Below are 22554 nucleotides of genomic sequence, written 5' to 3'. Positions count from 1 at the left end.
TTACTCCTTGCCGGAATCGTTGCTGATGGTCAGCGCCTGCCAGTGGGGGAAGTGCTTGCGCACCAGGGCGTTGAGCTCCACTTCGAACTCGCTGTAGTGCCCTGCCACCGCCTTGGCCGCCAGCCCTTCCACTATCATGCCCGCGCCCACGGTGACGTTGGTCAGCCGGTCGATGAGGATGAAGCTGCCGGTGTCGCGGATCTCCTTGTAGGGGTCGAACGCCACCGGGTCGGTCAGGCTGAATTCACACAGGCCGATCTCGTTGAGCTTGAGCTCGGAGGCGGGCAGCTCGTCGAGCTTGTTGATCTCGATGCGGTGGCGGATGGCCTCCACCTGGCCGCGGCTCTTCTTGGTGGCAAGCTTGACGTCATAGACCCGGCCCGGTTGCAGGGACTCTTCCCCCATCCAGACGATGTGAGCCAGCACGTTCTGGGTCACCTGGGGCTTTTTCGCCGCATCCACCAGCAGGTCGCCCCGGCTGATGTCGATTTCGTCCGCGAAGGTGACCGTGATGGCCTGACCCGGCAGGGCGTACTCCAGATCCCCGTCGAAGGTGACGATGCGGGTCACCGTGCTCTCTTTGCCGGACGGCAGCACGGCAAGCTTGTCGCCCACCCGCAGGATGCCGGAGGCCAGGGTGCCCGCGAAGCCGCGAAAATCAAGGTTGGGGCGATTCACGTACTGCACCGGCAGGCGCACCGGGTGACGCTCCAGCTCGCGCTCCACTTCGGCGGACTCCAGCAAGGAGAGCAGGGTCTCGCCCTGATACCAGGCCAGCTTGTCGCTCGGGTTCACCACGTTGTCACCGTCCAGGGCCGAGACCGGCACGATGTGGATGGTGTCGACGCTGAGCTTCTTGGCGAATTCGCGGTAATCGGCGCTGATGCGATCGAACACCTCCTGGCTGAACTCCACCAGGTCCATCTTGTTCACTGCCACCACGAACTGCTTGATGCCGAGCAGGCTCGCGATAAAGCTGTGGCGGCGGGTCTGATCCAGCACCCCCTTGCGGGCGTCGATCAGGATGATGGCCAGATCGCAGGTGGAGGCGCCGGTGGCCATGTTGCGGGTGTACTGCTCATGGCCCGGGGTGTCCGAGATGATGAATTTGCGCTTGGCGGTGGAGAAATAGCGGTAGGCCACGTCGATGGTGATGCCCTGCTCGCGCTCCGCCTGCAGGCCGTCCACCAGCAGGGCCAGGTCCAGCTTCTCGCCGGTGGTGCCGAGCTTCTGGCTGTCGGACTCCAGCGCTTTGAGCTGATCTTCATAGATCTGCTGGGAGTCGTGCAGCAGGCGGCCGATGAGGGTGCTCTTGCCGTCGTCCACGCTGCCGCAGGTGAGAAAACGCAGCAGGCTCTTGTGCTGCTGGGCGTGCAGGTAGGCTTCAATGCCCTGTTCGCTGATGGCGGTCTGAATGTGGTTGTTCATGTTGCGATTCCTTAGAACATTTTTTTAGAAATAGCCCTGACGCTTCTTCTGCTCCATGGAGCCGGCCTGATCGTGGTCGATGAGCCGCCCTTGCCGCTCGCTCGAGGTGGTGATCAGCATCTCTTCGATGATCTCCGGCAGGGTGGTGGCATTGGATTCGATGGCCCCGGTCAGCGGGTAGCAGCCGAGGGTACGGAAGCGCACCAGCTCCTGCTTCACTTCGTCTTCCGGGCCGATGGGCATGCGATCGTCATCCACCATGATCTTGATGCCGCCGCGATCCACCACGGGGCGCATGGCAGCGAAGTAGAGCGGGACTATGTCGATGTTCTCGAGATAGATGTATTGCCAGATGTCGAGCTCGGTCCAGTTGGAGAGCGGGAAGACACGGATGCTCTCCCCCTTGTTGACCTGGCTGTTGTAGACGCGCCACAGCTCCGGGCGCTGGTTCTTCGGATCCCAGCGGTGGGACTTGTCACGGAAGGAGTAGACCCGCTCCTTGGCGCGGGATTTCTCCTCGTCGCGACGGGCCCCCCCGAAGGCGGCATCGAAGCCGTATTTGTTGAGCGCCTGCTTGAGCCCCTCGGTCTTCATGATGTCGGTGTGCTTGCTGCTGCCGTGCACGAAGGGGTTGATGTCCATGGCCAGACCGTCCGGGTTTTTGTGGACGATGAGATCCAGCCCGAACTTTTTGGCGGTCTCGTCCCGGAACTTGATCATCTCCTTGAACTTCCAGTTGGTGTCCACGTGGAGCATGGGGAAGGGGATCTTGCCCGGGTAGAAGGCCTTGCGGGCCAGGTGCAGCATGACGGAGGAGTCCTTGCCGATGGAGTACATCATCACCGGGTTTTCAAATTCGGCGGCCACCTCGCGGATGATGTGGATGCTCTCGGCTTCCAGTTGCTGCAGGTGAGTCAGTCGCTCGCGGGTGACACCTGCACGGATGCTCTGTGCATCGGATGGCTGCAGTTGGGTCAGTCTTTCACGGTCCATGTCTGGGTCCTCGGTTCATTGCTATCGCACCTGCTCGGGGCGCGGTGTTGGTTCAGTTCGGTGCCGCCTTGGCCGCACCGTCAAATCGATTCGGGTCTCGCCTCTCAGGCCAGGCTCACCAGCTTGAGCTCGTGGCCGCTTTTTGCCTCCTGCCCTTGCCCCTGTTCGCCAAACCAGGCGAGTTGCTGGCGCAGTGCCACCACTTCACCGATGACGATAAGCGACGGGCTCACCGCCTGCTGGGCCAGTTCGGCCAGATCCGCCAAGGTGCCGGTCAGCACCCGCTGGCGGGCGGTGGTGCCCCGCTCGATGATGGCGATGGGGGTGGCGGCGCGTCGGCCATGGCTTACCAGTTGCTGCTGGATATGCTCGGAGCGCATCAGCCCCATGTAGATGACCAGGGTCTGGTTGGTGGCCGCAAGCTGCTGCCAGTCGGGCTCCTTGCCCTCCTTCTGGCAGTGGCCGGTGATGAAGACGGCGCTCTGGGCATGGTCGCGGTGGGTGAGCGGAATGCCCGCATAGGCGGTGGCACCGGCGGCGGCGGTGATGCCGGGCACCACGGAGAAGGGAATGCCCTCCTCGGCCAGCACTTCCAGCTCCTCGCCGCCGCGGCCGAACATGAAGGGATCGCCCCCTTTGAGGCGCACCACCCGGTTGCCCGCTTTGGCATATTCCACCAAGAGGCGGTTGGTCTCTTCCTGGGGCACGCTGTGGGCCCCCGCCTTCTTGCCGACCGACACCAGGGTGGCGTCGCGGCGTACCAGGTCCAGGATCTCGGGGGAGACCAGCTGGTCATAGAGCACCACTTCGGCCTGCTGGATCTGTTGCAGCGCCTTGAGGGTCAACAGGCCAGGATCCCCCGGGCCCGCCCCCACCAAGACCACTTCGCCCACTTCGGTACGGGCTTTGTCCAGCCCCTCATTGAGCCACTGCTCGGCCCCTTGCCAATCGGCTTTCTCAATCAGACCGGCCAGGGTGTTGGAGGCAAAGGCGCGCTCCCAGAAGCGGCGGCGATCGGAGAGGGAGGCCAGCACCTGCTTGGCCCGGCTGCGCACCCGGCCGGAGAGCTCCGCCAGACCGCCAAGATGGCGGGGCAGCAGGCTCTCGAGCCGCTCGCGCAACAGGCGCACCAGCACGGGGGCCTTGCCGCCGCTGGAGACGGCCACCACGATGGGGCTGCGATCGATGATGGAGGGGAAGATAAAGCTGGAGCGCTCGGGGTCATCCACCAGGTTGACGAACAGACCGCGCTCGGTGGCGCTCTGGTAGACCAGGGCGTTGACCTCGAGATCGTCGGTCGCGGCCACCACCAGGATCTGCCCTGCCAGGTGGGCCGGGTCGAAACGCGCCGCCACATGGGTGAAGCGACCGGCAAATTCATGGAACTCGGGCTCGAGCGCGGGAGAGACCAGGGTGATCCGGGCACCTGCCGCCAGCAGCAGGCGCGCCTTGCGCAGGGCAACCTCGCCCCCGCCCACCAGCAGTACCGGGCGGCCTTCCAACCTGGCAAACATAGGTAAATAATCCATCAGGGCCCGCTCCTCGGCATCGCGACATCTGGGGCGACTATAGGCAGGAGCGCTTATCCCTCAAAATAATAAAAAATGCTCTTTAATGCGTTTTGGTAATTAGTAAAGCCGTGTAGCGGCAATAGAGAAGCGAATCTGCTTGTGGTGGATGGCACCAGACCCTAGGCTAGTGAAAGTGTTTCATAAGGAGCTTAATCATGAATGAGTCATTGATTGTATTGGGGATCTTCATATTCCTGGTACTCGCCACCCTGAGTGCCGGCATCAAGATAGTGCCCCAGGGTTACAACTGGACCGTGGAGCGCTTCGGCCGCTACACCCGCACCCTCTCCCCGGGCCTCAACCTGCTGATCCCCTACATCGACCGCATCGGTCACAAGATCATCATGATGGAGCAGGTGCTGGACATCCCGGCCCAGGAGGTGATCTCCCGGGACAACGCCAACGTCACCATCGACGCCATCAGCTTCGTGCAGGTAGTGGATGCCCGCAAGGCGGGCTACGAGGTCAACGATCTCACCAGTGCCATCCGCAATCTCACCATGACCAACATGCGGACCGTGCTCGGCGCCATGGAGCTGGACGAAATGCTCTCCCAGCGCGACACCATCAACGAGAAGCTGCTGCGCACCATGGATGCCGCCACCGCCCCCTGGGGCATCAAGGTGACCCGGATCGAGATCAAGGATGTGCGCCCGCCCCTCGCCCTGGTGGAAGCCATGAACGCCCAGATGAAGGCCGAGCGCCAGAAGCGGGCCGAGGTGCTGGAGGCCGAAGGGGTGCGCCAGTCCAAGATCTTGAAGGCCGAGGGGGAGAAGCAGTCCCAGATCCTGAAAGCCGAAGGTGAGCGTCAGGCCGCCTTCCTCGCCGCCGAAGCCCGGGAGCGGGCCGCCGAGGCGGAAGCCAAGGCGACCCACATGGTCTCCCAGGCTATCGCCGAGGGCGACATGCAGGCCATCAACTACTTCGTGGCCCAGAAATACACCGAGGCCCTGGCCCGCATCGGTGAAGGCCCCAACAGCAAGATCATCATGATGCCCCTGGAAGCGGGCAGCCTGATAGGTTCGGTGGCGGGCATGGCCGAGCTGTTCAACAAAGACGGCAAGGCGGGCAAATCATGACAGCCCTGTTCGAGGGGCTGACCCACTGGCACTGGCTGGGACTCGGCTTCGTGCTGCTGGCCATCGAGGTGATGGGGTCGGTGGGCTTTCTACTCTGGACCGGCATCGCCGCCCTGGAGGTGGGGCTCCTGCTGCTGGTCTGGCCCTTCGGCTGGCAGGCGCAGTTGCTGCTCTTCGCCCTGCAATCCCTGCTCACCACCTGGGCCTGGTGGCGCTTGCAGCATCGCCGGGATCGCTCCGGGCTGGATGCCGCCGCTCCCATCAACGAGCGGATGCAAAGCTACATGGGCCGCGAGCTGACCCTGCTGGACGAGGTCAGCCAGGGGATGAGCCGGGTGCATCTGGACGACACCGTCTGGACGGTGCGCTGCAACGCGCCGCTGCCGGCCGGCAGCCGGGTCAAGGTGGTGGGGGCCGACTCCCACATCCTGCTGGTGGAACCCCTCGACTGACCGGGCAGCGCCCCGCCATGGCCATAAAAAAACGGGCCCGGCGCGAGTGCGCCGGGCCCGTTTTTCAATGAGGTGCTGGCTTAGTTGGCCTTGGCATCGCTCACGGCAGCTTCAGCCTTGGTGGCCACGTCAGCGGCAGCCTTCTCGACAGTAGCGGAAGCTTCGGAAGCAGCCTTCTCGACGGTAGCAGACGCTTCGCTAGCGGCTTTCTCGACAGTGGCAGCAACGTCTGCGGCCGGGGTCGCAGCCGGAGCGGCAGCTTCTTCTTTCTGACCACAGGCGGTCAACATCAGACCCAGGATACCGGCTACCAGTACTTTGTTCATGTGCATACCCTCAAAAAAAGATGGAGAGATGGTGCAGGGACCATCACTGTACGCCCCGGCTCCTGTCGGCACACCGGCCGCTGGAGCCCGAAGGCGCGCGAAATATATCCCCATATGCGGCCGATGAAAACGCGTATCACAATGATATTTTCTCGTTGGCATGATAAGAAACACTGCTGCAACGACAAATATTAATATAAAACACCCATTCATCACCAGATTCGCACAACAAATCGCCAATTACCTGACGATTGCCAGTCAGCCATTGTCTTTCTGTCAGGCTCTCGGCGCTGCCGGATAACGCCGTCAGTCAGACAGCTTCTGACAAGGCAGGCGCCGCCCCTGCTGGTCGCTCTCCCGGGCCAGGTCCAGCAAGGCCATCACCGCCAGGGCCTCGTCGGCCGGCACCGGGTTCTCCCCTTCTCCCCGGATGGCGGCGCAGACACCGCGATAGTAGGCGCCGTAGTCCCCCGCCTCGCCAGCCACGGTCTGCTGCACGAGCTGACCGTCCCGGATCTGGCTGAGCTGGCCGGGGGCGGGATCCACGCCCCAGTCCGCCGCCGGAGGCCGCTTGCCCTCCTTGAGCTGCTCCTCCTGCACGTCCATGCCGAACTTGATGAAGGAGCCCTGACTGCCGTGCACCACGAAGCGGGGCATCACGGCCGACACCAGACAACTGCCGTGCAGAATGACCCGCATCTCGCCGTAACCCAGCACCACATGGAAGTAGTCGTCCGCCAGGGCCCCGGGGCGCTGCTTGCCTAGATCCGCCTGCAACCAGTCCGGCTGGCCGAACAGCTGGAGCGACTGATCCAGGATATGAGGGCCGAGATCGAACCAGAGACCGGAGCCCGGGCCGCCCGCCTCGCGCCAGCGCTGGCGCACCTCGGGGCGATAACGGTCGAAGTGGGATTCGAACTGGGCGACTTGCCCCAGCGCCCCCTCCGCCAGCAGACGGCGCACCGTGAGGAAGTCCCCGTCCCAGCGCCGGTTGTGGAAGATGCTGAGCAGCCGCTGCTGCTTCTCCGCCAACTCGACCAGCGCCTTCGCTTCGGCCAGATCCAGGGCGAACGGCTTGTCGATCACCACGTGCTTGCCCGCCAGCAGGGCCTCGCGAGCGATGGGGGCGTGGGTGTCGTTGGGGGTGGCGATCACCACCAGATCGAGGCTGTCATCGGCCAGCACCTGCTCCAGGGTGCCGACCCGGGTGCCGGGCAACGCGGCCTGTACCTTGGCGGCATCCCGGCTCACCACCCAGCGCAGGGTCAGGCCCGGGGTCGTGGCCAGGAAGGGGGCGTGAAAGGTCTGTCCTGCGAAGCCGTATCCCACCAGGGCGGCGTTGATTGTGTGGCTCATCCGGTTTTCTCCACGGGTCTGTGATCATGCGAGGCAGGCGAGGTCACCTGAAAAAGAGAAGGGGGCTCAAGGCCCCCTGAGTGTGCTCATCAGAGCACAGGATTTATTGCAAACACAAGCGGCGACCCTGGCGGGTCATCAGCATCACCAGCGGGGGCAGCAGCAGCCACATGTGCAGGGCCAGCTGGCTCAGGGGATCCGGCATCAGCCAACCGGTGATCCCCACCAGGGCGCCGGAGCCGCTCATCTGGAACAGGCCGAGCAGGGCGGCAGCAGTGCCGGCGCAGTGGCCGAAGGGGGCCAGCGCCATGCCGGCGGCGGCGCCCAGGATCATCGCAAAACCGATGCTGGAGAGGAACACAGGCCCCATCATGGCCAGCGGGTGCGGGATGTGCATGGCCAGGGTCAGGGTGATGGCGGAGAGCAGCAGCACCAGCAGGCCGATGCGCAGGGTCCGTCTTGGCCCTACCCGGGCGATGAAGCGCGGGGCCAGGAAGCAGGCCAGGATGTTGAGTGCCGCATTGGCGGTGAACCAGTGGCTGAAGCCACTCATGTCCAGCCCCAGGGTCACCATCAGTTGCACCGGCGCCGCCGTCACGTAGGCGAGGATCACCGCCATCGCCAGCATGCACAGCGCTGCGTTGAACAGGAAGCTCGGGGAGCGCAGCACCGGGCTGTAGCGGGACCAGCTGATGAGCGGGCCAGCACTGCTGGTCTCCTCAGGGCGGGTTTCCGGCATCCGCCACAGCAGCCAGCTGCCGACCACGACGGCGTAACCCGCCATGAACCAGAAGTTCGCCGACCAGCCCGCCTTGGCGGTGAGCCAGCCACCCAGCAGGGGCGCCAGTGCGGGGATGAAGCAGATGGCACCGTTCAGATAGGAGATCATCTGACCGCTCTTCTTGGGGCCATAGCTGTCACGGACCACCGAGAAGGCGGCCACCGAGGTGGCGCAGGCCCCGAAGCCTTGCAGCACCCGCGCCAGCATCAGCTCGCCCAGGCTCGCGGCAAAGCCGGCTGCCAGGGCGCTCAGGCCGTAGAGCAGCACGCCCCCCAGGGCAATGGGTTTGCGCCCGTAGCGATCGGCGAGCGGCCCCACCAGCAGTTGCCCCAGCCCCATGCTGAACAGGAACCAGGTGATGGTGCCCTGCATCAGGGTCACTTCGGCCCCCAGCTGCTCGGCCATCTGGGGGATGGCAGGCAGATAGATGTCGATGGCCAGCGGGCTGAACAACACCAGGAGTACAAGCAAAAGAATCAATGGCATCAGTCACCTCAAGCCCTAGGAATATCGATTGGGCCGCGAGTCTACTGACTCAGAGTAATGAATTGAAATGGTATTTAATCACTTCGGTTATTCCCCACTGGAAACATGTATCTCTTCTACCTCTCAGGGGGTGGAACCAGGATCCCCCGTTGGCACCGGATCCCGGGCAATTGGCGCTTTTACTAAACCCCTCCCCCGCATAGAATGCGCAGATTATTTTTGCGGAGGTGTGTGATGAACAAGCTTGTCCTGGCAACAGGGAACCAGAAAAAGGTGAAGGAATTGGCCGCCATGCTGGCCGATATGAAGATCCAGGTGATCCCGCAGAGCGAGTTTGCAGTCTCCGATGCCGACGAGACCGGCACCACCTTCGTCGAGAATGCCATCATCAAGGCACGCCACGCCGCCCGCGTCACCGGCCTGCCCGCCGTGGCCGACGATTCCGGTCTGGAAGTGGATCTGCTGCACGGCCGCCCCGGCGTCTACTCCGCCCGTTTTGCAGGTAGCGGTGCCAGCGACAAGGAGAACATCGACAAGCTGCTGGCCGAGCTCAAGGGCGCGCCGGATTACCTGAAAAGCGCCCGCTTCTGGTGCGTGCTGGTCTACATGCGCCACGCCGACGATCCCACCCCCATTATCTGCCAGGCGAGCTGGGAGGGGATGATCATCGACGAACCCCGCGGCCAGCACGGCTTCGGCTATGACCCCGTGTTCTTCGTCCCCGACCACGACTGCACCTCGGCCCAGATGCCGGCGGAGCTCAAGAACCAGCTCAGCCATCGCGGCCAGGCCCTGGCCAAGCTCAAAGCGGCCCTGGCGGCGGTCAACTAAAGCGCTGTCTCCCGCCGCGTTGTCATCTACAATGGGGGCCGTCGGCCCCCGTTTCGTTCGCGGCGCCCCGCCCGTTGTCACCGGCAACCAGGGCCACCCGACCCCTTTTGATTGTTGAATACTGGAAATCCCATGCTGCAACTGCCGCCCCTCTCCCTCTATATCCACGTGCCCTGGTGCGTCCAGAAGTGCCCCTACTGCGACTTCAACTCCCACGCCCAGAAGGGGGAACTGCCCCACCTCGAGTACGTGGCGGCCCTGCTGGAGGATCTGGAGCAGGATCTGCACTGGGCCCAGGGGCGCCCCCTCTCCTCCATCTTTATCGGTGGCGGCACGCCGAGCCTGCTCTCCGTCGACGCCATGCAGGCGCTGCTGGACGGGGTGCGCGCACGGATCGCACTGACCCCGGACTGCGAGATCACCATGGAGGCCAACCCGGGCACGGTGGAGGCGGACAAGTTCGCCGGCTTCCAGCGGGCCGGCATCAACCGCATCTCCATCGGGGTGCAAAGCTTCCAGCAGGAGAAATTGACCCGGCTCGGCCGCATCCACGGCCCCGAGGAGGCTCGCAAGGCCGCCGAACTGGCCCACGCCATCGCGCTTCCCACTTTCAACCTGGATCTGATGCACGGCCTGCCGGATCAGAGCCTGGACGATGCGCTCTACGACCTGCAGCAGGCCATCGACTGCGCGCCGCCGCACCTCTCCTGGTATCAGCTCACCATAGAGCCGAACACGGCATTCGCCTCCAAGCCCCCCACGTTGCCGGAAGATGACACCCTGTGGGACATCTACGAGCAAGGCCACGCCATGCTGACCGCCCGGGGCTATCAGCAGTACGAGATCTCGGCCTATGCCAAAGAGGGGTATCAGTGCCGCCACAACCTCAACTACTGGCGCTTTGGCGACTATCTGGGGATCGGCTGCGGCGCCCACGGCAAGGTGACGGATCTTGCCAACCAGCAGATCCTGCGCACCGCCAAGGTGAAGCATCCGAAAGGTTATCTGGATCCGAGCCGCCCCTATCTGGACAGCCAATGGCAGGTGAGCGCGGACGATCTGCCCCTCGAGTACTTCATGAACCGGTTCAGATTGTTTGAACCCGCCCCCAAGGCGGAGTTCGAGGCCTTCACGGGGCTACCGCTGGAGCGGGTAGAGACCATGCTCGCCATCGCCCGGACCAAGGAGCTTATCGAGGATCTTGGCGACAGCTGGCAGCTCACCCCCCTCGGCCATCGCTACCTCAACGTGCTGCTCGAACTCTTTATGGACGAGTGAGCACGGGTTCACTCTCTTGCGTCAAGACCGCAAGTCAGCACCAGCGAATAGAAAAACAATCAGGGCGCCATTGGCGCCCTGATTGTGTTAGCTGATGCCTTGCGGCAGAAACCCGCTCAACAGCAGACGCTTGCCATCTGCTGTTGGCCGGGCTCCCACCGCTTGCCGTGCTTGGCCTTGCGCTGATAGCTGCCCTTGCCCTTCTTGCTCGGCTCGACCCGGGCCTGGAACAGGGGGGAGGTCACCAGTGCCTTGAGGTGGTTGTCCTGAATGATGCCGCGCTGATGTTCGCAGGCGGGTTCGGCGGTGACACAGGTCACCTTCTTCTTGGCCATATGGGCTCCTTGATGGGGTTGTCGTGTTTGCCTATCGTCCCTGCCTGGAAGGGCAGATGGCGAAAAACGCGCCGATTGTGCGCCTCTTGCCTCCCCCGTGCAAGCTGTCAGGCGGGGTGATAGATAACCCGCACCAGGCCGCTTGGCAGCACGGCGCTCGACACCGGTCTCAACCCTGCGGGGAGAGGCCCGGTAAAGAGCGGGATCCCGCCCCCCAGGGTGACCGGCACCCAGAACAGGGTCAGCTCGTCCACCAGGGCCCCCTGCAGACCCTGCCTCACCAGCTCCCCGCCATCCAGATAGAGGTGACGGCTTCCCCCCTGCCACAACTCGTCCAGCACCTGCGCCAGCGCCCCCTGCCGGAAGGAGACCCGAGGACGGGGGTCGGCGGGCCTGTGGGTCAGTACCACCAGCGGCTTGTCCCCGTAGGGCCACTCGGGAAAGGCGCTCACGATATCGTAGGTGTTGCGCCCCATCAGCAGGGTGTCCGCGCTCGCCATCAGGGCGCTGTAGCCGGTCTCCTCCGGCCCGTCGCCACCATAGGGGGCCAGCCATGCCAGATCGCCCCCCTCCCCGGCGATGAAACCGTCGAGGGAGAGGGCGAGAAAGGCGGAGACCCGGGGCCGACGCAGCTCAGTGCTCATGGTCGTGATGCTCGTGGCGGGAAGGGGCGCCGGACTCCAGGGTCTCGAGGATGGCGCAGTGCTCCGCCGAGCGCGGGCCGCCGCAGCAGATGTCGGAGAGGGCCTTCAGGTTCTCGCGAAAACGGGTCAGCTCCAGGATCTTCTGCTCCACCTGTTCGAGCTTGGTGTCGGCCACCGCCTTCACCTCCTGGCAGGTGACCTTGGCCTTATTGGTGTCGAGGGCGAGCAGCTCGCCGATGTCCGCGAGGGAGAAGCCCACCGACTTGGCGCGGATGATGAACTCCAGCCGCCGCCTGTCCTGCTCCCCGTAGAGGCGATAACCGGATTCGTTGCGAATGCCCGGCGAGATGAGGCCGTTCTTCTCGTAAAAGCGCAGGGTGTCGGCCTTCACCCCGCACGCCTTGGCCAGTTCACCGATCCGATACATGGTCCTCTCCCCCCGCATGACATTCCCGACATGGTACTCAATATAAACCGGCCTCCACTATCACCTCTTTGCCCGGCGATTGCCAGTCAAAGGCAGGAAAGCAGCAGCTAACCCCTCACTTGCCGGCCATTTATCCCCAAAACACTGAAAAGACAAACGTTTCACAAAAATTCACCAGAAAACGTTTAACGCCGCATCCCACAAGGGTTTGTCTCTTTAAAAAATCCACCACAGGTCACATTTTTTGTGTAGAATACGCGCCCACAAGAGAGCGTCGCGTCAAGCGGGCATTTCCTAAAACGCTTTTGCCAACGGCCGCCCCGGGCGAGAGTGGTTTGCGAAATCCCCCACTTCCATTTATTTGGGGACTCTCTGTGTGTTGAGCCTCGCCTCCCATGGAACGGTCCCCGTTATGCTGAGGACGATAGTGTGATGGAACAAGCTCGACCCATTCGCCGTGCACTGCTGAGTGTGTCTGACAAGACTGGCATCCTGGAATTTGCCAAGGCACTCGACGCGCGTGGTGTGGCCCTGCTCTCCACCGGTGGTACCGCCAAGCTGCTGGCCGATGCGGGCCTGCCGGTGACCGAGGTGTCCGACTACACCGGATTCCCCGAGATGATGGACGGCCGGGTCAAGACCCTGCATCCCAAGGTACACGGCGGCATTCTCGGCCGTCGCGACCGGGATGACGCCATCATGGCCGAGCACGCTATCTCCCCCATCGACATGGTCGTCGTCAACCTCTATCCCTTCGCCGCCACCGTGGCCAAAGCCGGTTGCACCCTGGAAGACGCCGTCGAGAACATAGACATCGGCGGCCCGACCATGGTCCGCTCCGCTGCCAAGAACCACAAGGACGTCACCATCGTCGTCAAGGCCTCCGACTATGACCGCGTCATTGCCGAGATGGATGGCAACGGCAACAGCCTGACCCTCTCCACCCGCTTCGATCTGGCCATCGCCGCCTTCGAGCACACCGCCGCCTACGATGGCATGATCGCCAACTACTTCGGCACCCTGGTGCCCTCCTACGGCGAAAACAAGGAAGGCGACGAAGAGTCCCGCTTCCCCCGCACCTTCAACAGCCAGTTCATCAAGAAGCAGGACATGCGCTATGGCGAGAACAGCCACCAGGCTGCCGCCTTCTACGCCGAAGAGCAGGCCGCGCCGGGCTCGGTGGCAAGCGCCATCCAGCTGCAGGGCAAGGCCCTCTCCTACAACAACATCGCCGACACCGATGCGGCGCTGGAGTGCGTGAAGGAGTTCAGCGAACCGGCCTGCGTCATCGTCAAGCATGCCAACCCCTGCGGCGTCGCCATCGGTGACGACCTGCTGGCAGCCTACGATCGCGCCTACCAGACCGACCCCACCTCGGCCTTTGGCGGCATCATCGCCTTCAACCGCGAACTGGACGGCGAAACCGCCGCGGCCATCGTCGCCCGCCAGTTCGTGGAAGTGATCATCGCCCCCAGCATCAGCCAGGCTGCCCGCGAGGCGGTCGCCGCCAAGCAGAACGTGCGCCTGCTGGAGTGCGGCCAGTGGACTGCCCCGGCGCAAGGCTTTGACTTCAAGCGCGTCAACGGCGGCCTGCTGGTGCAGGAGCGCGATCTGGGCATGGTGACGCTCGGGGATCTGACCGTGGTCAGCCAGCGTCAGCCCACCGAGGCCGAGCTGCAGGATCTGCTGTTCTGCTGGAAGGTCGCCAAGTTCGTCAAATCCAACGCCATCGTCTACGCCAAGAACGGCCAGACCATCGGCGTGGGCGCCGGCCAGATGAGCCGCGTCTACTCCGCCAAGATCGCCGGCATCAAGGCCGAGGATGAAGGGCTGACTGTGGCGGGCTCCGTCATGGCCTCCGACGCCTTCTTCCCGTTCCGCGACGGCATCGATGCCGCCGCTGCCGCGGGCATCTCCTGCGTCATCCAGCCAGGTGGCTCGATGCGCGACCAGGAGGTGATCGACGCCGCCAACGAACACGGCATGTGCATGGTGTTCACCAACATGCGTCATTTCCGTCACTGACAGCCCAGGGCCGCCGATGGCGGCCCTGCCTCTTTAGCACCGGATCCTTTCCACTGGCAGGTTGCCACCGCAGCGCCAGTGAACTCAGACAGAAGCGAGCGAGACGATGAAAGTACTGATCATTGGCAACGGCGGCCGTGAACACGCCCTGGCCTGGAAGGCCAAACACTCCCCCCTGGTGACCCAGGTCTTCGTGGCACCGGGCAATGCGGGCACCCAGCTTGAGCCGGGCATCGAGAACGTCGCCATCCAGGCCACCGACATCGAGGGCCTGCTGGCCTTCGCCAAGGCGAACCAGATCGGCCTCACCATCGTCGGACCGGAAGCCCCCCTGGTGAAAGGGGTGGTCGATGCCTTCCGCGCCGCCGATCAGACCATCTTCGGCCCGACCGCCGCCGCCGCCCAGCTGGAAGGCTCCAAGGCCTTCACCAAGGACTTCCTGGCCCGCCACGCCATTCCCACCGCCGATTACCAGAACTTCACCGAGGTGGAGCCGGCGCTGGCCTATCTGCGCGAGAAGGGCGCCCCCATCGTCATCAAGGCCGACGGTCTGGCCGCCGGCAAAGGGGTGATCGTCGCCATGACCCTCGACGAGGCGGAAGCTGCGGTGCGTGACATGCTCTCCGGCAATGCCTTCGGCGATGCTGGCGCCCGGGTGGTGATCGAAGAGTTCCTGGACGGGGAAGAGGCGAGCTTCATCGTCATGGTGGACGGCGAGCACGTGCTGCCCATGGCCACCAGCCAGGATCACAAGCGCGCCTTCGACGGCGACACCGGCCCCAACACCGGCGGCATGGGGGCTTACTCCCCGGCGCCCGTGGTGACCGACGAAGTGCACCAGCGCGTGATGGAACGGGTGATCATGCCGACCGTGCGCGGCATGGCGGCCGAGGGCAACGTCTACACCGGCTTCCTCTACGCCGGCCTGATGATCGATGCCGAGGGCAACCCCAAGGTGATCGAGTTCAACTGCCGCTTCGGCGACCCCGAAACCCAGCCCATCATGCTGCGGATGCAGTCCGATCTGGTGGATCTCTGCCTCGCCGCCTGCGCCGGCCAGCTGGATCAGAAGGAAGCCATCTATGACCCCCGTGCCGCCATCGGCGTGGTGCTGGCGGCGGGTGGCTATCCCGGCGACTACACCAGCAACCACCCCATCAGCGGTCTGCCGGTGGACGAAGTGGCAGGGGAGAAGGTGTTCCATGCAGGCACCCGCCTGGAAGGACACACCAGCCTGACCCAGGGTGGCCGCGTGCTGTGCGCCACCGCCCTCGGCCACACGGTGCAGGAAGCCCAGCAGCGGGCCTATGCCCTGGCTGGTCGCATCCAGTGGGACGGCATCTTCTATCGCAAGGACATCGGCTGGCGTGCCATCGAGCGCGAGCAGGCCGAATAAGGGCCGGATCCCGATCACTCAAAGGGCCTGCGGGCCCTTTTTTTGTTGCACGGCGTCTGTGCGAGCAGTGGAATCATCCATGGGTGGTGGCTTTCAAAAACAAAAACACCTGAAAAACTCACCTGACTTTAAAAAACCGATGTGTGATAAAAAATGGCAGCATGATTCACTGCCTGCGGACCCCTTCCCGGGCCAGATGCGCGCCCTTGTATCCCTGCAGGAGGCGAGATCCGGTGGCCGTTCTCTTTCGGCTACATTCCCACAGCAATCCCCTGCACAATTCGTCACAATTGGTCGCACTTTCTTCATACAATGATCGCCCTTTCATGGCATCATGATGCGTGAAACCGCACTCAAATGAGTGCTATAACAACCTGCAATCTCGTCGTCTCATAAGGAAATCCCATGCTGAAAACTGTGCGTCCCCTGCTGCTGCCCCTGATGTTCGGCCTGATGGCCCTGCCTGCCATGGCCGGCGATCTGGAGCAGCCGATGAAGAAGATCGGCTTCAACTACAAGCAGGCCGTCAAGGCCGACGACGCGGCCACCATGGAGAAATACATCAAGGAGATGAAGGCCCAGCTGGACGTCGCCAAGGGCAAGAACATGCCCGCCGCCAAGAAGGAGAAGTTCCTGGAAGGCATGACCGAAGTGCAGACCGAGCTGGATGCCAGCCTGGCAGCCCTCCAGGCCGGTGACGAAGCCAAGGCGCGCGAGCACCTGGCCAAGGTCAACGACCTGAAGAAGGAGTACCACAAATATGCCAAGCAGAAAGGCTGATCCCTTCCACTGGGATGCTCTGGTGCGCCTAACCCACTGGGGTGTGGCGGCCATCTGTATCGGCAACCTCTGGCTCAACGAGGCGGGCGAGGAGTGGCACGAGCGGATGGGATACGCCGTCATGGTGCTCATCGGCATACGCCTGCTGTGGGGGCTCACCTTCGCTCGCAGCCACGCCCGCCTGCGCGCCCTCATCCCGAGCCGGGAGGATTTTCGCCATCAGGCCGACGCCCTGCGCGAACGGACCCCGCCCACCCCTGGCCATCACGGCAGCGGCAAGCTGGCGGTCTGGGCACTCTGGCTGCTGGTACTCGCCACCGCAGGGACCGGCTGGTTCCAGAACACCGAGACTGGCTTCGATCTGGGGGCGGACGACTGGCACGAGTGGTGCACCTGGGCACTCCAGGGCATGATCGCCCTGCACCTGTGCGCCATCGCCTACACCTCCTGGCGCCAGCGCAGCAACCTGGTCACCCGCATGCTGCCAGGGCGTCGTGCCCGGGCCAGTACCGGGCAGCAGGAACCCAACGTCTGAACGTTCACGGGGCCCTGCGGGGCCCCTGTTCATCCCTTTCGCTACCCGCTTGACGGGATCTCGCACCGATCTGCCCCCTCCTGCTGCCACCGAATGGCATGAAAGCATTTTCATTCACATTTCTTAATTAATTCAGCTTGTTCGATTTTCAACCACATCGATTTCATGAATGCTACGGAGCTGAACGAGGTTGTTTGTTGTCCGTTCGACTACACGACAGTGATACGTCAATAACAAGATCGAAGGGAAAATCGTCATGCACAACACACTGTTTCGAACCGCCCTGCTGGCGGCGGCACTCGGCTCTTTCAGCCACACTGCCAGCGCCGAAGGAGTCATGGTTCACCTGTTCCAATGGAAGTTCAACGACATCGCCAACGAGTGCGAGACCGTGCTCGGGCCCAAGGGGTTCGGTGGCGTCCAGATCACCCCACCGGCCGAGCACAAGCAGGGCAGCCAGGTCTGGTGGACCGTCTATCAACCGGTCAGCTTCAAGAATTTCAACAGCTTCGGCGGTAGCGAGGCAGAGCTCAGGAGCATGATCGCCCGCTGCAACGCGGCCGGGGTCAAGGTCTATGCCGACGCCGTCTTCAACCAGCTGGCATCGGGTTCGGGCACCGCCACCGGCGGCGGCAGCTACAACTCGGGGCAATACCAATATCCCCAGTTCGGCTACAACGACTTCCATCACAGCGGCGACATCACCAACTACGGTGACAGCAACAACGTCTGGAACGGCGCCCTCTACGGCATGCCGGACCTCAATACCGGCTCATCCTACGTCCAGGATCAGATCGCCACCTACATGAAGACCCTGCTCGGCTGGGGCGTGGCGGGCTTTCGCATCGATGCGGCCAAGCACATGGCGCCGGCCGATGTGAAGGCCATCCTCGACAAGGCGGGCAGCCCCAGGGCCTACCTGGAGGTGATCGGCGCAGGCGGGGAGTCCCCCGATATTCAGCCGGGCCGCTACACCTATATCGACACCGTCACCGACTTCAAATACGGCACCGATCTCGCCGCCAACTTCAACGGCCAGATCAAGAACCTCAAGACCCTGGGCGAGAGCTGGGGCCTGCTCCCCTCCAACAAGGCCTTCGTCTTCGTGGTCAACCACGACCGCGAACGCGGCCACGGCGGTGGCGGCATGCTCACCTTCATGAGCGGTGCCCGCTACGATTTGGCCAACACCTTCATGATGGCCTGGCCCTATGGCTGGAAGCAGGTGATGTCGGGCTATCGCTTTGAAAACATGGGTACCTATGAAACCGACAAGGGGGCGCCGGGCAGCACTCCCTGCACGGACAGCCAGTGGAACTGCGAACAGCGCCGACCGACCATCATGAACATGGCCCTGTTCCACAACCGGACCGAAGGCCAGCCCGTCAGCAACTGGTGGGACAACGGCAACAACCAGATAGCCTTCAGCCGCGGTGACAAGGGCTTCGTCGCCATCAACAACGAGAGCGGCAGCCTGGTGGCCTCGGTGCAGACCGGCCTGCCAGCCGGCGAGTACTGCAACCTCCTGGGGGGCAATGACTACTGCAGCGGCGGTTATGTCACCGTCGATGGCAGCGGCAAGGCCAGCCTGAACGTCCCCGGCATGAAGGCGGCCGCCATCATTGCCGGTTGCACCAAGGCCAGCCCCTGCGGCGGTTCCGTCCTGCCGGGCAACAAGTTCAGCAGCATGAACCTGCGCGGCACCCACAACGCCTGGGGCAACACCCCCATGACCGTCGATGCCAACCGTGTCTGGTCCGCCACCCTCACCCTGACCGGCAACGGTGACGCCACCGGTGCCCAGCGCTTCAAGTTCGACGTCTTCGGCAACTGGGCCGAGAACTACGGCGACAACGAAGGGGATGGCATCGCCGACAAGGGCAGCAGCAAGGATATCCTGGTCAGCGGGGCGGGCACCTACCGCATCACCCTGAGCGAGAGCGATCTGCGCTACACGGTCACCCCCCTCACCAGCAACCAGGCACCGGTCGCCGCCCTCTCTCCCAAAACCCTCAGCGTCAAGGCGGGGGAGAGCGTGGTGTTCGACGCCTCCGCTTCCAGCGATGATGGCGGCGTGGTGAGCTACAGCTGGTCCAGCGGGGGCACCGCCGCCACGGAGACGGTCCGGTTCGATACCCCGGGTACCCATACCGTGACGGTCACCGTGACCGATGCGGAAGGGTTGACCGCCAGTGCCAGCGCCACCGTGACCGTCGCCGACGACAACGGCACCTACGCCAGCGTACTGCCCACCCTGAACTTCCGCGGCACCCCCAATGCCTGGGGCTCCCTTGCCATGACGCTGGTCGCCGACAATCAGTGGGAAGCCCTGGTCACCTTCGACGGTCAGACCAACCAGCGCTTCAAGTTCGACGTCAAGGGGGACTGGACCCAGAACTACGGCGACACCAACAAGGACGGCGTGGCCGAACTGACTGGCAGTGACATCCTCACCCCGGTCATCGGCCAGTACCGGGTACGTTTCAACGATCAGACCCTGCAATACAGCCTGACTCCGGTGAGCGTCACCTATGCCAAGAATGTCGCCAGCCTCAACATTCGCGGCACCACCAACAACTGGGGCATCACCCCCATGTCCCTGGTCGGGGATCACCTCTGGAAGGCCAGCGTCACCTTCACCGGCAGCGGTGATGGCAACGGCAGCCAGCGCTTCAAGTTCGACGTCAAGGGGGACTGGACCCAGAACTACGGCGACACCAACAAGGATGGCGTGGCCGAGCTGGCCGGGGCAGACATTACCACGGCAGTGGTCGGTGCCTATGTGGTGCGCTTCAACGACCAGACCCTGGCCTACAACCTGAGCGCCCAGTAGGGCTGGACACACGCCAGGGCCATTGCGCCCCGGCGCCGAACCAGGCCTCCCTCCATCGGCGGGAGGCCTTTTTCATGGCCCCATGACCCGTTCCCCGCCAGCCTGTTGGCAGGCATACTGATCCTTCATCCCCATGCAGGAGCGCATATGAAACAGTTGAACACCCTCAAGGCCGAGGGACGGATCGAGGAAGCACGTCAGCACGGTCTGCTGCAACTCATCGCGTACCCGGCCCACGCCGAGCTGCATTACGAAGTGGCCGGACTGCACGACATGCTGGGGCGAGAGGCCGAGGCCATTCCCCTCTATCAGAAGGCCGTGTCGCTGGGGCTTGGCGAGGCGTCGCTGCGCGGGGCCCTGCTTGGACTTGGCAGCTCCTATCGCACCACGGGCCGTCATGCCGAGGCGCTGGCCACCTTTGACGAGGCCCTGTCCCGCTTCCCCGATGCCGTGGAGTTCAAGGTGTTTCGTGCCATGACCTGCTACAACCTGGGGCGCAGCAAGGAGGGGATGGAGACGCTGCTGGGGATCCTCGCGACCACCACCACGGATCCCGCCCTGCTCCCCTACCGGCGCGCCATGGCACTCTATGCCGAGGATCTGGACAGGCGCTGGTGAGCGCCAGAAACGACAAAGCCGCTCAAAAGAGCGGCTTTGTCTGAAAATGGTGGCCCCTGGGGGACTTGAACCCACGACCAATCGATTATGAGTCGACTGCTCTGACCAACTGAGCTAAGGGGCCATTGATGCTGGTTAGCGGCGTGGATTATAGGGGATGGCGGATACCCCGTCCATAGTCAGATCAACCACTTGGCGAGATTTCATCCATATTCAAGCGGTTCCATGACCCCTCTTCACACCCATGCCAGCACGGATAAAACAAAGCCCCGCACGGCGGGGCTTTTTGTTGCAATGTCAGGCTGACAGAACCCGGGACTACTCGTCCAGGAAACTGCGCAGCACTTCCGAGCGGCTCGGATGGCGCAGTTTGCGCAGGGCCTTGGCTTCGATCTGACGGATACGCTCACGGGTGACGTCGAACTGCTTGCCCACTTCCTCGAGGGTGTGGTCGGTGTTCATGTCGATACCGAAGCGCATGCGCAGTACCTTGGCTTCCCGTGCGGTCAGCCCGGCCAGCACTTCGCGGGTCGCGTTGCGCAGGCTCTCACTGGTGGCCGCATCCGCTGGCAGAGCCAGGGTGGTATCTTCGATGAAGTCGCCCAAGTGGGAGTCTTCATCATCACCGATGGGCGTCTCCATGGAGATGGGCTCCTTGGCGATTTTCAGTACCTTGCGGATCTTGTCTTCCGGCATGCCCATGCGCATGGCCAGCTCTTCCGGGTTCGGTTCACGACCCATCTCCTGCAGCATCTGGCGGGAGATACGGTTGAGCTTGTTGATGGTCTCGATCATGTGCACCGGGATACGGATGGTACGGGCCTGATCCGCGATGGAGCGGGTAATGGCCTGACGGATCCACCAGGTGGCATAGGTCGAGAACTTGTAGCCGCGACGATATTCGAACTTGTCGACCGCCTTCATCAGACCGATGTTGCCCTCCTGGATCAGATCCAGGAACTGCAGACCGCGGTTGGTGTACTTCTTGGCGATGGAGATAACCAGACGCAAGTTGGCCTCGACCATCTCTTTCTTGGCACGGCGGGCTTTGGCCTCACCAATGCTCATGCGGCGGTTGATGTCCTTGATCTGGGCGATGGACAGACCGGTCTCTTCTTCGATCTGCTGCAGCTTGCCGATAGAACGCAGTACTTCTTCGTCCATCTCGAGCAGGCGGGGAGACCACGCCTTGCCGGCCTGCTTCTGGTATTCGAACCAGGCAGTTTCGCACTCGTTGTTGGTGAAGGCCGCGACGAAGGTCTTCTTCGGCATCTTGGCCTGCTCAACGCAGAGCTTCATGATGATGCGTTCCTGCACGCGGACACGCTCCATCATCTCCCGCATATTGTTGACCAGGCGATCGAACTGCTTGGGCATCAGGCGGAATTGACGGAAGACATCGGCCAGCTGGGCGATGGCATTCTGGGTGTCGTCGTGGGCACGACCATTCTGCTGAATGGAGAGACGAGTCACCTCGTACTGGGCACGCAGTTCGCCGAATTTCTCGCGAGCGACTTCCGGATCCGGGCCACCGTCGCCGTCATCGTCGGAGTTGTCACCGTCTTCGTCTTCGTCTTCGTCCTCATCTTCGTCTTCGTCGGCGAGGTCGTCCTCGCTGAGCTCGGAGCCGATATGAGTGGCGGTCGGCGCCACGTCATCCACTTCGTTCGGATCGATGAAGCCGGAGATGATGTCGGACAGGCGAAGCTGCTCGGCTTCGTACTTGTCGTACTGTTCGAGCAGATAGGTGATGGCTTCAGGGTACTCGGCGACGGAGCTTTGTACCTGGTTGATACCGTCTTCGATCCGCTTGGCGATGTCGATCTCGCCTTCGCGGGTCAGCAGTTCGACGGTACCCATTTCCCGCATGTACATGCGGACGGGATCGGTCGTGCGACCAATCTCAGATTCAACAGATGCCAGAGCCTGGGCCGCTGCTTCGGCAGCGTCCTCATCGGCGGTACCACCTTCAGCCATGATAAGGTCATCGGCATCCGGAGCGTTTTCAACCACTTGAATGCCCATATCGTTGATCATCTGGATGATGTCTTCGATCTGGTCTGAATCGACAATGTCTTGCGGGAGGTGATCGTTCACCTCGGCATAGGTCAGGTAGCCCTGTTCTTTACCTTTGGCAACGAGGAGTTTAAGCTGAGACTGCGGGGTTTGCTCCATAGAACTCATCCGGTTGGTGTTGCTAGGTTGCGCGTACAGTGCGCTGCTGCGCAAATAGCCAATTCTAATAGAAAACCGCCAGACATGCTATGTCTGGTTGCGGCGTCGGTCATGAGAAACCCCTGCCCGCAGTGTTGTCGGGGCCAGGTGGTTATAAAGTGTTTGCTTTCAATCCCGTCGATTCGGGCAACGCTATTCATATTGG

20 protein-coding genes and 1 tRNA gene are annotated in these 22554 nt (G+C 62.9%); 10 read left to right on the top strand and 11 right to left on the bottom strand.

Translation table 11 applies throughout. The features are described from left to right. The 3 genes from cysN to cysG all read right to left on the bottom strand — a co-directional run bounded on the left by cysN (nucleotide 1) and on the right by cysG (nucleotide 3950). Complete coding sequence (gene cysN / locus AB5Y53_RS21005) at nucleotides 1–1428, bottom strand: sulfate adenylyltransferase subunit CysN (RefSeq protein WP_368183137.1); 1428 nt, start codon at nucleotides 1426–1428, stop codon at nucleotides 1–3. 24 nt (nucleotides 1429–1452) lie between these two features. Next, entirely contained in the window at nucleotides 1453–2421 is a 969-nt protein-coding gene (cysD, locus tag AB5Y53_RS21000; RefSeq protein ID WP_010675598.1) for a sulfate adenylyltransferase subunit CysD, read from the bottom strand. A gap of 104 nt (nucleotides 2422–2525) precedes the next feature. Continuing rightward, entirely contained in the window at nucleotides 2526–3950 is a 1425-nt protein-coding gene (gene cysG / locus AB5Y53_RS20995; protein WP_319904299.1) for a siroheme synthase CysG, read from the bottom strand. Between the two features lie 197 nt (nucleotides 3951–4147). On the opposite strand from cysG, the gene AB5Y53_RS20990 reads away from it, so the two are divergent. After that, nucleotides 4148–5071 (top strand): SPFH domain-containing protein, encoded by a 924-nt coding sequence (locus AB5Y53_RS20990; protein ID WP_029314806.1) that lies wholly within the window; start codon nucleotides 4148–4150, stop codon nucleotides 5069–5071. After that, the gene (locus AB5Y53_RS20985; RefSeq protein ID WP_368183135.1) at nucleotides 5068–5523 is read left to right on the top strand and encodes an NfeD family protein; all 456 of its coding nucleotides are present in this window, start codon (nucleotides 5068–5070) and stop codon (nucleotides 5521–5523) included. The genes AB5Y53_RS20990 and AB5Y53_RS20985 overlap by 4 nt, the downstream gene beginning before the upstream one ends. 80 nt (nucleotides 5524–5603) lie before the next feature. Here AB5Y53_RS20985 and AB5Y53_RS20980 read toward each other — a convergent pair whose 3' ends face one another. From AB5Y53_RS20980 to AB5Y53_RS20970, 3 genes are all read right to left on the bottom strand, one after another. Continuing rightward, a complete protein-coding gene (locus AB5Y53_RS20980; protein ID WP_010675602.1) occupies nucleotides 5604–5849 on the bottom strand; it encodes a hypothetical protein in 246 nt (81 codons plus the stop codon). Nucleotides 5850–6155: 306 nt separating this feature from the next. Beyond that, entirely contained in the window at nucleotides 6156–7205 is a 1050-nt protein-coding gene (locus AB5Y53_RS20975) for an oxidoreductase (protein ID WP_041213888.1), read from the bottom strand. Between the two features lie 103 nt (nucleotides 7206–7308). Next, the gene (locus tag AB5Y53_RS20970) at nucleotides 7309–8472 is read right to left on the bottom strand and encodes a multidrug effflux MFS transporter (protein WP_039040832.1); all 1164 of its coding nucleotides are present in this window, start codon (nucleotides 8470–8472) and stop codon (nucleotides 7309–7311) included. A gap of 234 nt (nucleotides 8473–8706) precedes the next feature. Between AB5Y53_RS20970 and rdgB the strand changes: the two genes are divergently transcribed. Next, nucleotides 8707–9303, top strand: coding sequence for an RdgB/HAM1 family non-canonical purine NTP pyrophosphatase (gene rdgB / locus AB5Y53_RS20965; RefSeq protein ID WP_103259563.1), 597 nt, complete (start codon nucleotides 8707–8709; stop codon nucleotides 9301–9303). Between the two features lie 132 nt (nucleotides 9304–9435). Then, complete coding sequence (hemW, locus tag AB5Y53_RS20960; RefSeq protein WP_324036998.1) at nucleotides 9436–10581, top strand: radical SAM family heme chaperone HemW; 1146 nt, start codon at nucleotides 9436–9438, stop codon at nucleotides 10579–10581. A 116-nt stretch (nucleotides 10582–10697) separates the two neighbouring features. Here the strand turns inward: hemW and AB5Y53_RS20955 are convergent, their stop codons facing one another. The 3 genes from AB5Y53_RS20955 to zntR form a co-directional block, all read right to left on the bottom strand. Next, the gene (locus AB5Y53_RS20955) at nucleotides 10698–10916 is read right to left on the bottom strand and encodes an alternative ribosome-rescue factor A (RefSeq protein ID WP_010675607.1); all 219 of its coding nucleotides are present in this window, start codon (nucleotides 10914–10916) and stop codon (nucleotides 10698–10700) included. Between the two features lie 107 nt (nucleotides 10917–11023). Further along, entirely contained in the window at nucleotides 11024–11560 is a 537-nt protein-coding gene (locus AB5Y53_RS20950) for a dihydrofolate reductase family protein (RefSeq protein ID WP_010675608.1), read from the bottom strand. Next, nucleotides 11550–11987 carry a Zn(2+)-responsive transcriptional regulator gene (gene zntR / locus AB5Y53_RS20945; RefSeq protein WP_368183133.1) on the bottom strand — a complete coding sequence of 146 codons (438 nt, stop codon included), beginning with the start codon at nucleotides 11985–11987 and terminating at the stop codon, nucleotides 11550–11552. Before zntR ends, AB5Y53_RS20950 begins: the two co-directional genes overlap by 11 nt. A 432-nt stretch (nucleotides 11988–12419) precedes the next feature. Here zntR and purH point away from each other — a divergent pair, with 432 nt between their 5' ends. From purH to AB5Y53_RS20915, 6 genes are all read left to right on the top strand, one after another. Further along, nucleotides 12420–14012 (top strand): bifunctional phosphoribosylaminoimidazolecarboxamide formyltransferase/IMP cyclohydrolase, encoded by a 1593-nt coding sequence (gene purH / locus AB5Y53_RS20940; RefSeq protein WP_010675610.1) that lies wholly within the window; start codon nucleotides 12420–12422, stop codon nucleotides 14010–14012. Nucleotides 14013–14118: 106 nt separating this feature from the next. Next, nucleotides 14119–15408: a phosphoribosylamine--glycine ligase gene (purD, locus tag AB5Y53_RS20935; protein WP_323904358.1), complete on the top strand. Its 1290-nt coding sequence runs from the start codon at nucleotides 14119–14121 to the stop codon at nucleotides 15406–15408. A 405-nt stretch (nucleotides 15409–15813) separates the two neighbouring features. Continuing rightward, nucleotides 15814–16188 (top strand): cytochrome b562, encoded by a 375-nt coding sequence (locus AB5Y53_RS20930; RefSeq protein ID WP_039040825.1) that lies wholly within the window; start codon nucleotides 15814–15816, stop codon nucleotides 16186–16188. Then, a complete protein-coding gene (locus AB5Y53_RS20925; protein ID WP_201969784.1) occupies nucleotides 16169–16723 on the top strand; it encodes a cytochrome b/b6 domain-containing protein in 555 nt (184 codons plus the stop codon). The genes AB5Y53_RS20930 and AB5Y53_RS20925 overlap by 20 nt, the downstream gene beginning before the upstream one ends. Before the next feature lie 256 nt (nucleotides 16724–16979). Beyond that, nucleotides 16980–19556 carry an alpha amylase C-terminal domain-containing protein gene (locus AB5Y53_RS20920; protein WP_368183132.1) on the top strand — a complete coding sequence of 859 codons (2577 nt, stop codon included), beginning with the start codon at nucleotides 16980–16982 and terminating at the stop codon, nucleotides 19554–19556. Nucleotides 19557–19703: 147 nt separating this feature from the next. Further along, nucleotides 19704–20174, top strand: coding sequence for a tetratricopeptide repeat protein (locus AB5Y53_RS20915; RefSeq protein WP_368183129.1), 471 nt, complete (start codon nucleotides 19704–19706; stop codon nucleotides 20172–20174). 47 nt (nucleotides 20175–20221) lie between these two features. Here the strand turns inward: AB5Y53_RS20915 and AB5Y53_RS20910 are convergent. Then, nucleotides 20222–20298, bottom strand: a tRNA-Ile gene (locus AB5Y53_RS20910). A gap of 194 nt (nucleotides 20299–20492) precedes the next feature. Further along, nucleotides 20493–22388 (bottom strand): RNA polymerase sigma factor RpoD, encoded by a 1896-nt coding sequence (gene rpoD, locus AB5Y53_RS20905; RefSeq protein WP_263639565.1) that lies wholly within the window; start codon nucleotides 22386–22388, stop codon nucleotides 20493–20495. Nucleotides 22389–22554: the final 166 nt, after the last annotated feature.

Origin of the sequence: Aeromonas sp. R7-5 (assembly GCF_040908015.1) — a bacterium.
GTDB lineage: Bacteria > Pseudomonadota > Gammaproteobacteria > Enterobacterales > Aeromonadaceae > Aeromonas > Aeromonas caviae.
This window is presented reverse-complemented; position numbering and strand designations above follow the sequence as displayed.

What these genes read in the sequence shown, in the direction of transcription:
- cysG (WP_319904299.1), bottom strand. Translation starts at nt 3,950, where the DNA reads ATGGATTATTTACCTATGTTTGCCAGGTTGGAAGGCCGCCCGGTACTG.
- AB5Y53_RS20955 (WP_010675607.1), bottom strand. Translation starts at nt 10,916, where the DNA reads ATGGCCAAGAAGAAGGTGACCTGTGTCACCGCCGAACCCGCCTGCGAA.
- AB5Y53_RS20990 (WP_029314806.1), top strand. Translation starts at nt 4,148, where the DNA reads ATGAATGAGTCATTGATTGTATTGGGGATCTTCATATTCCTGGTACTC.
- AB5Y53_RS20970 (WP_039040832.1), bottom strand. Translation starts at nt 8,472, where the DNA reads ATGCCATTGATTCTTTTGCTTGTACTCCTGGTGTTGTTCAGCCCGCTG.
- purH (WP_010675610.1), top strand. Translation starts at nt 12,420, where the DNA reads ATGGAACAAGCTCGACCCATTCGCCGTGCACTGCTGAGTGTGTCTGAC.
- purD (WP_323904358.1), top strand. Translation starts at nt 14,119, where the DNA reads ATGAAAGTACTGATCATTGGCAACGGCGGCCGTGAACACGCCCTGGCC.
- AB5Y53_RS20980 (WP_010675602.1), bottom strand. Translation starts at nt 5,849, where the DNA reads ATGAACAAAGTACTGGTAGCCGGTATCCTGGGTCTGATGTTGACCGCC.
- zntR (WP_368183133.1), bottom strand. Translation starts at nt 11,987, where the DNA reads ATGTATCGGATCGGTGAACTGGCCAAGGCGTGCGGGGTGAAGGCCGAC.
- AB5Y53_RS20915 (WP_368183129.1), top strand. Translation starts at nt 19,704, where the DNA reads ATGAAACAGTTGAACACCCTCAAGGCCGAGGGACGGATCGAGGAAGCA.
- AB5Y53_RS20950 (WP_010675608.1), bottom strand. Translation starts at nt 11,560, where the DNA reads ATGAGCACTGAGCTGCGTCGGCCCCGGGTCTCCGCCTTTCTCGCCCTC.
- rdgB (WP_103259563.1), top strand. Translation starts at nt 8,707, where the DNA reads ATGAACAAGCTTGTCCTGGCAACAGGGAACCAGAAAAAGGTGAAGGAA.
- AB5Y53_RS20975 (WP_041213888.1), bottom strand. Translation starts at nt 7,205, where the DNA reads ATGAGCCACACAATCAACGCCGCCCTGGTGGGATACGGCTTCGCAGGA.
- cysD (WP_010675598.1), bottom strand. Translation starts at nt 2,421, where the DNA reads ATGGACCGTGAAAGACTGACCCAACTGCAGCCATCCGATGCACAGAGC.
- AB5Y53_RS20985 (WP_368183135.1), top strand. Translation starts at nt 5,068, where the DNA reads ATGACAGCCCTGTTCGAGGGGCTGACCCACTGGCACTGGCTGGGACTC.
- AB5Y53_RS20930 (WP_039040825.1), top strand. Translation starts at nt 15,814, where the DNA reads ATGCTGAAAACTGTGCGTCCCCTGCTGCTGCCCCTGATGTTCGGCCTG.
- AB5Y53_RS20925 (WP_201969784.1), top strand. Translation starts at nt 16,169, where the DNA reads ATGCCAAGCAGAAAGGCTGATCCCTTCCACTGGGATGCTCTGGTGCGC.
- cysN (WP_368183137.1), bottom strand. Translation starts at nt 1,428, where the DNA reads ATGAACAACCACATTCAGACCGCCATCAGCGAACAGGGCATTGAAGCC.
- hemW (WP_324036998.1), top strand. Translation starts at nt 9,436, where the DNA reads ATGCTGCAACTGCCGCCCCTCTCCCTCTATATCCACGTGCCCTGGTGC.
- AB5Y53_RS20920 (WP_368183132.1), top strand. Translation starts at nt 16,980, where the DNA reads ATGCACAACACACTGTTTCGAACCGCCCTGCTGGCGGCGGCACTCGGC.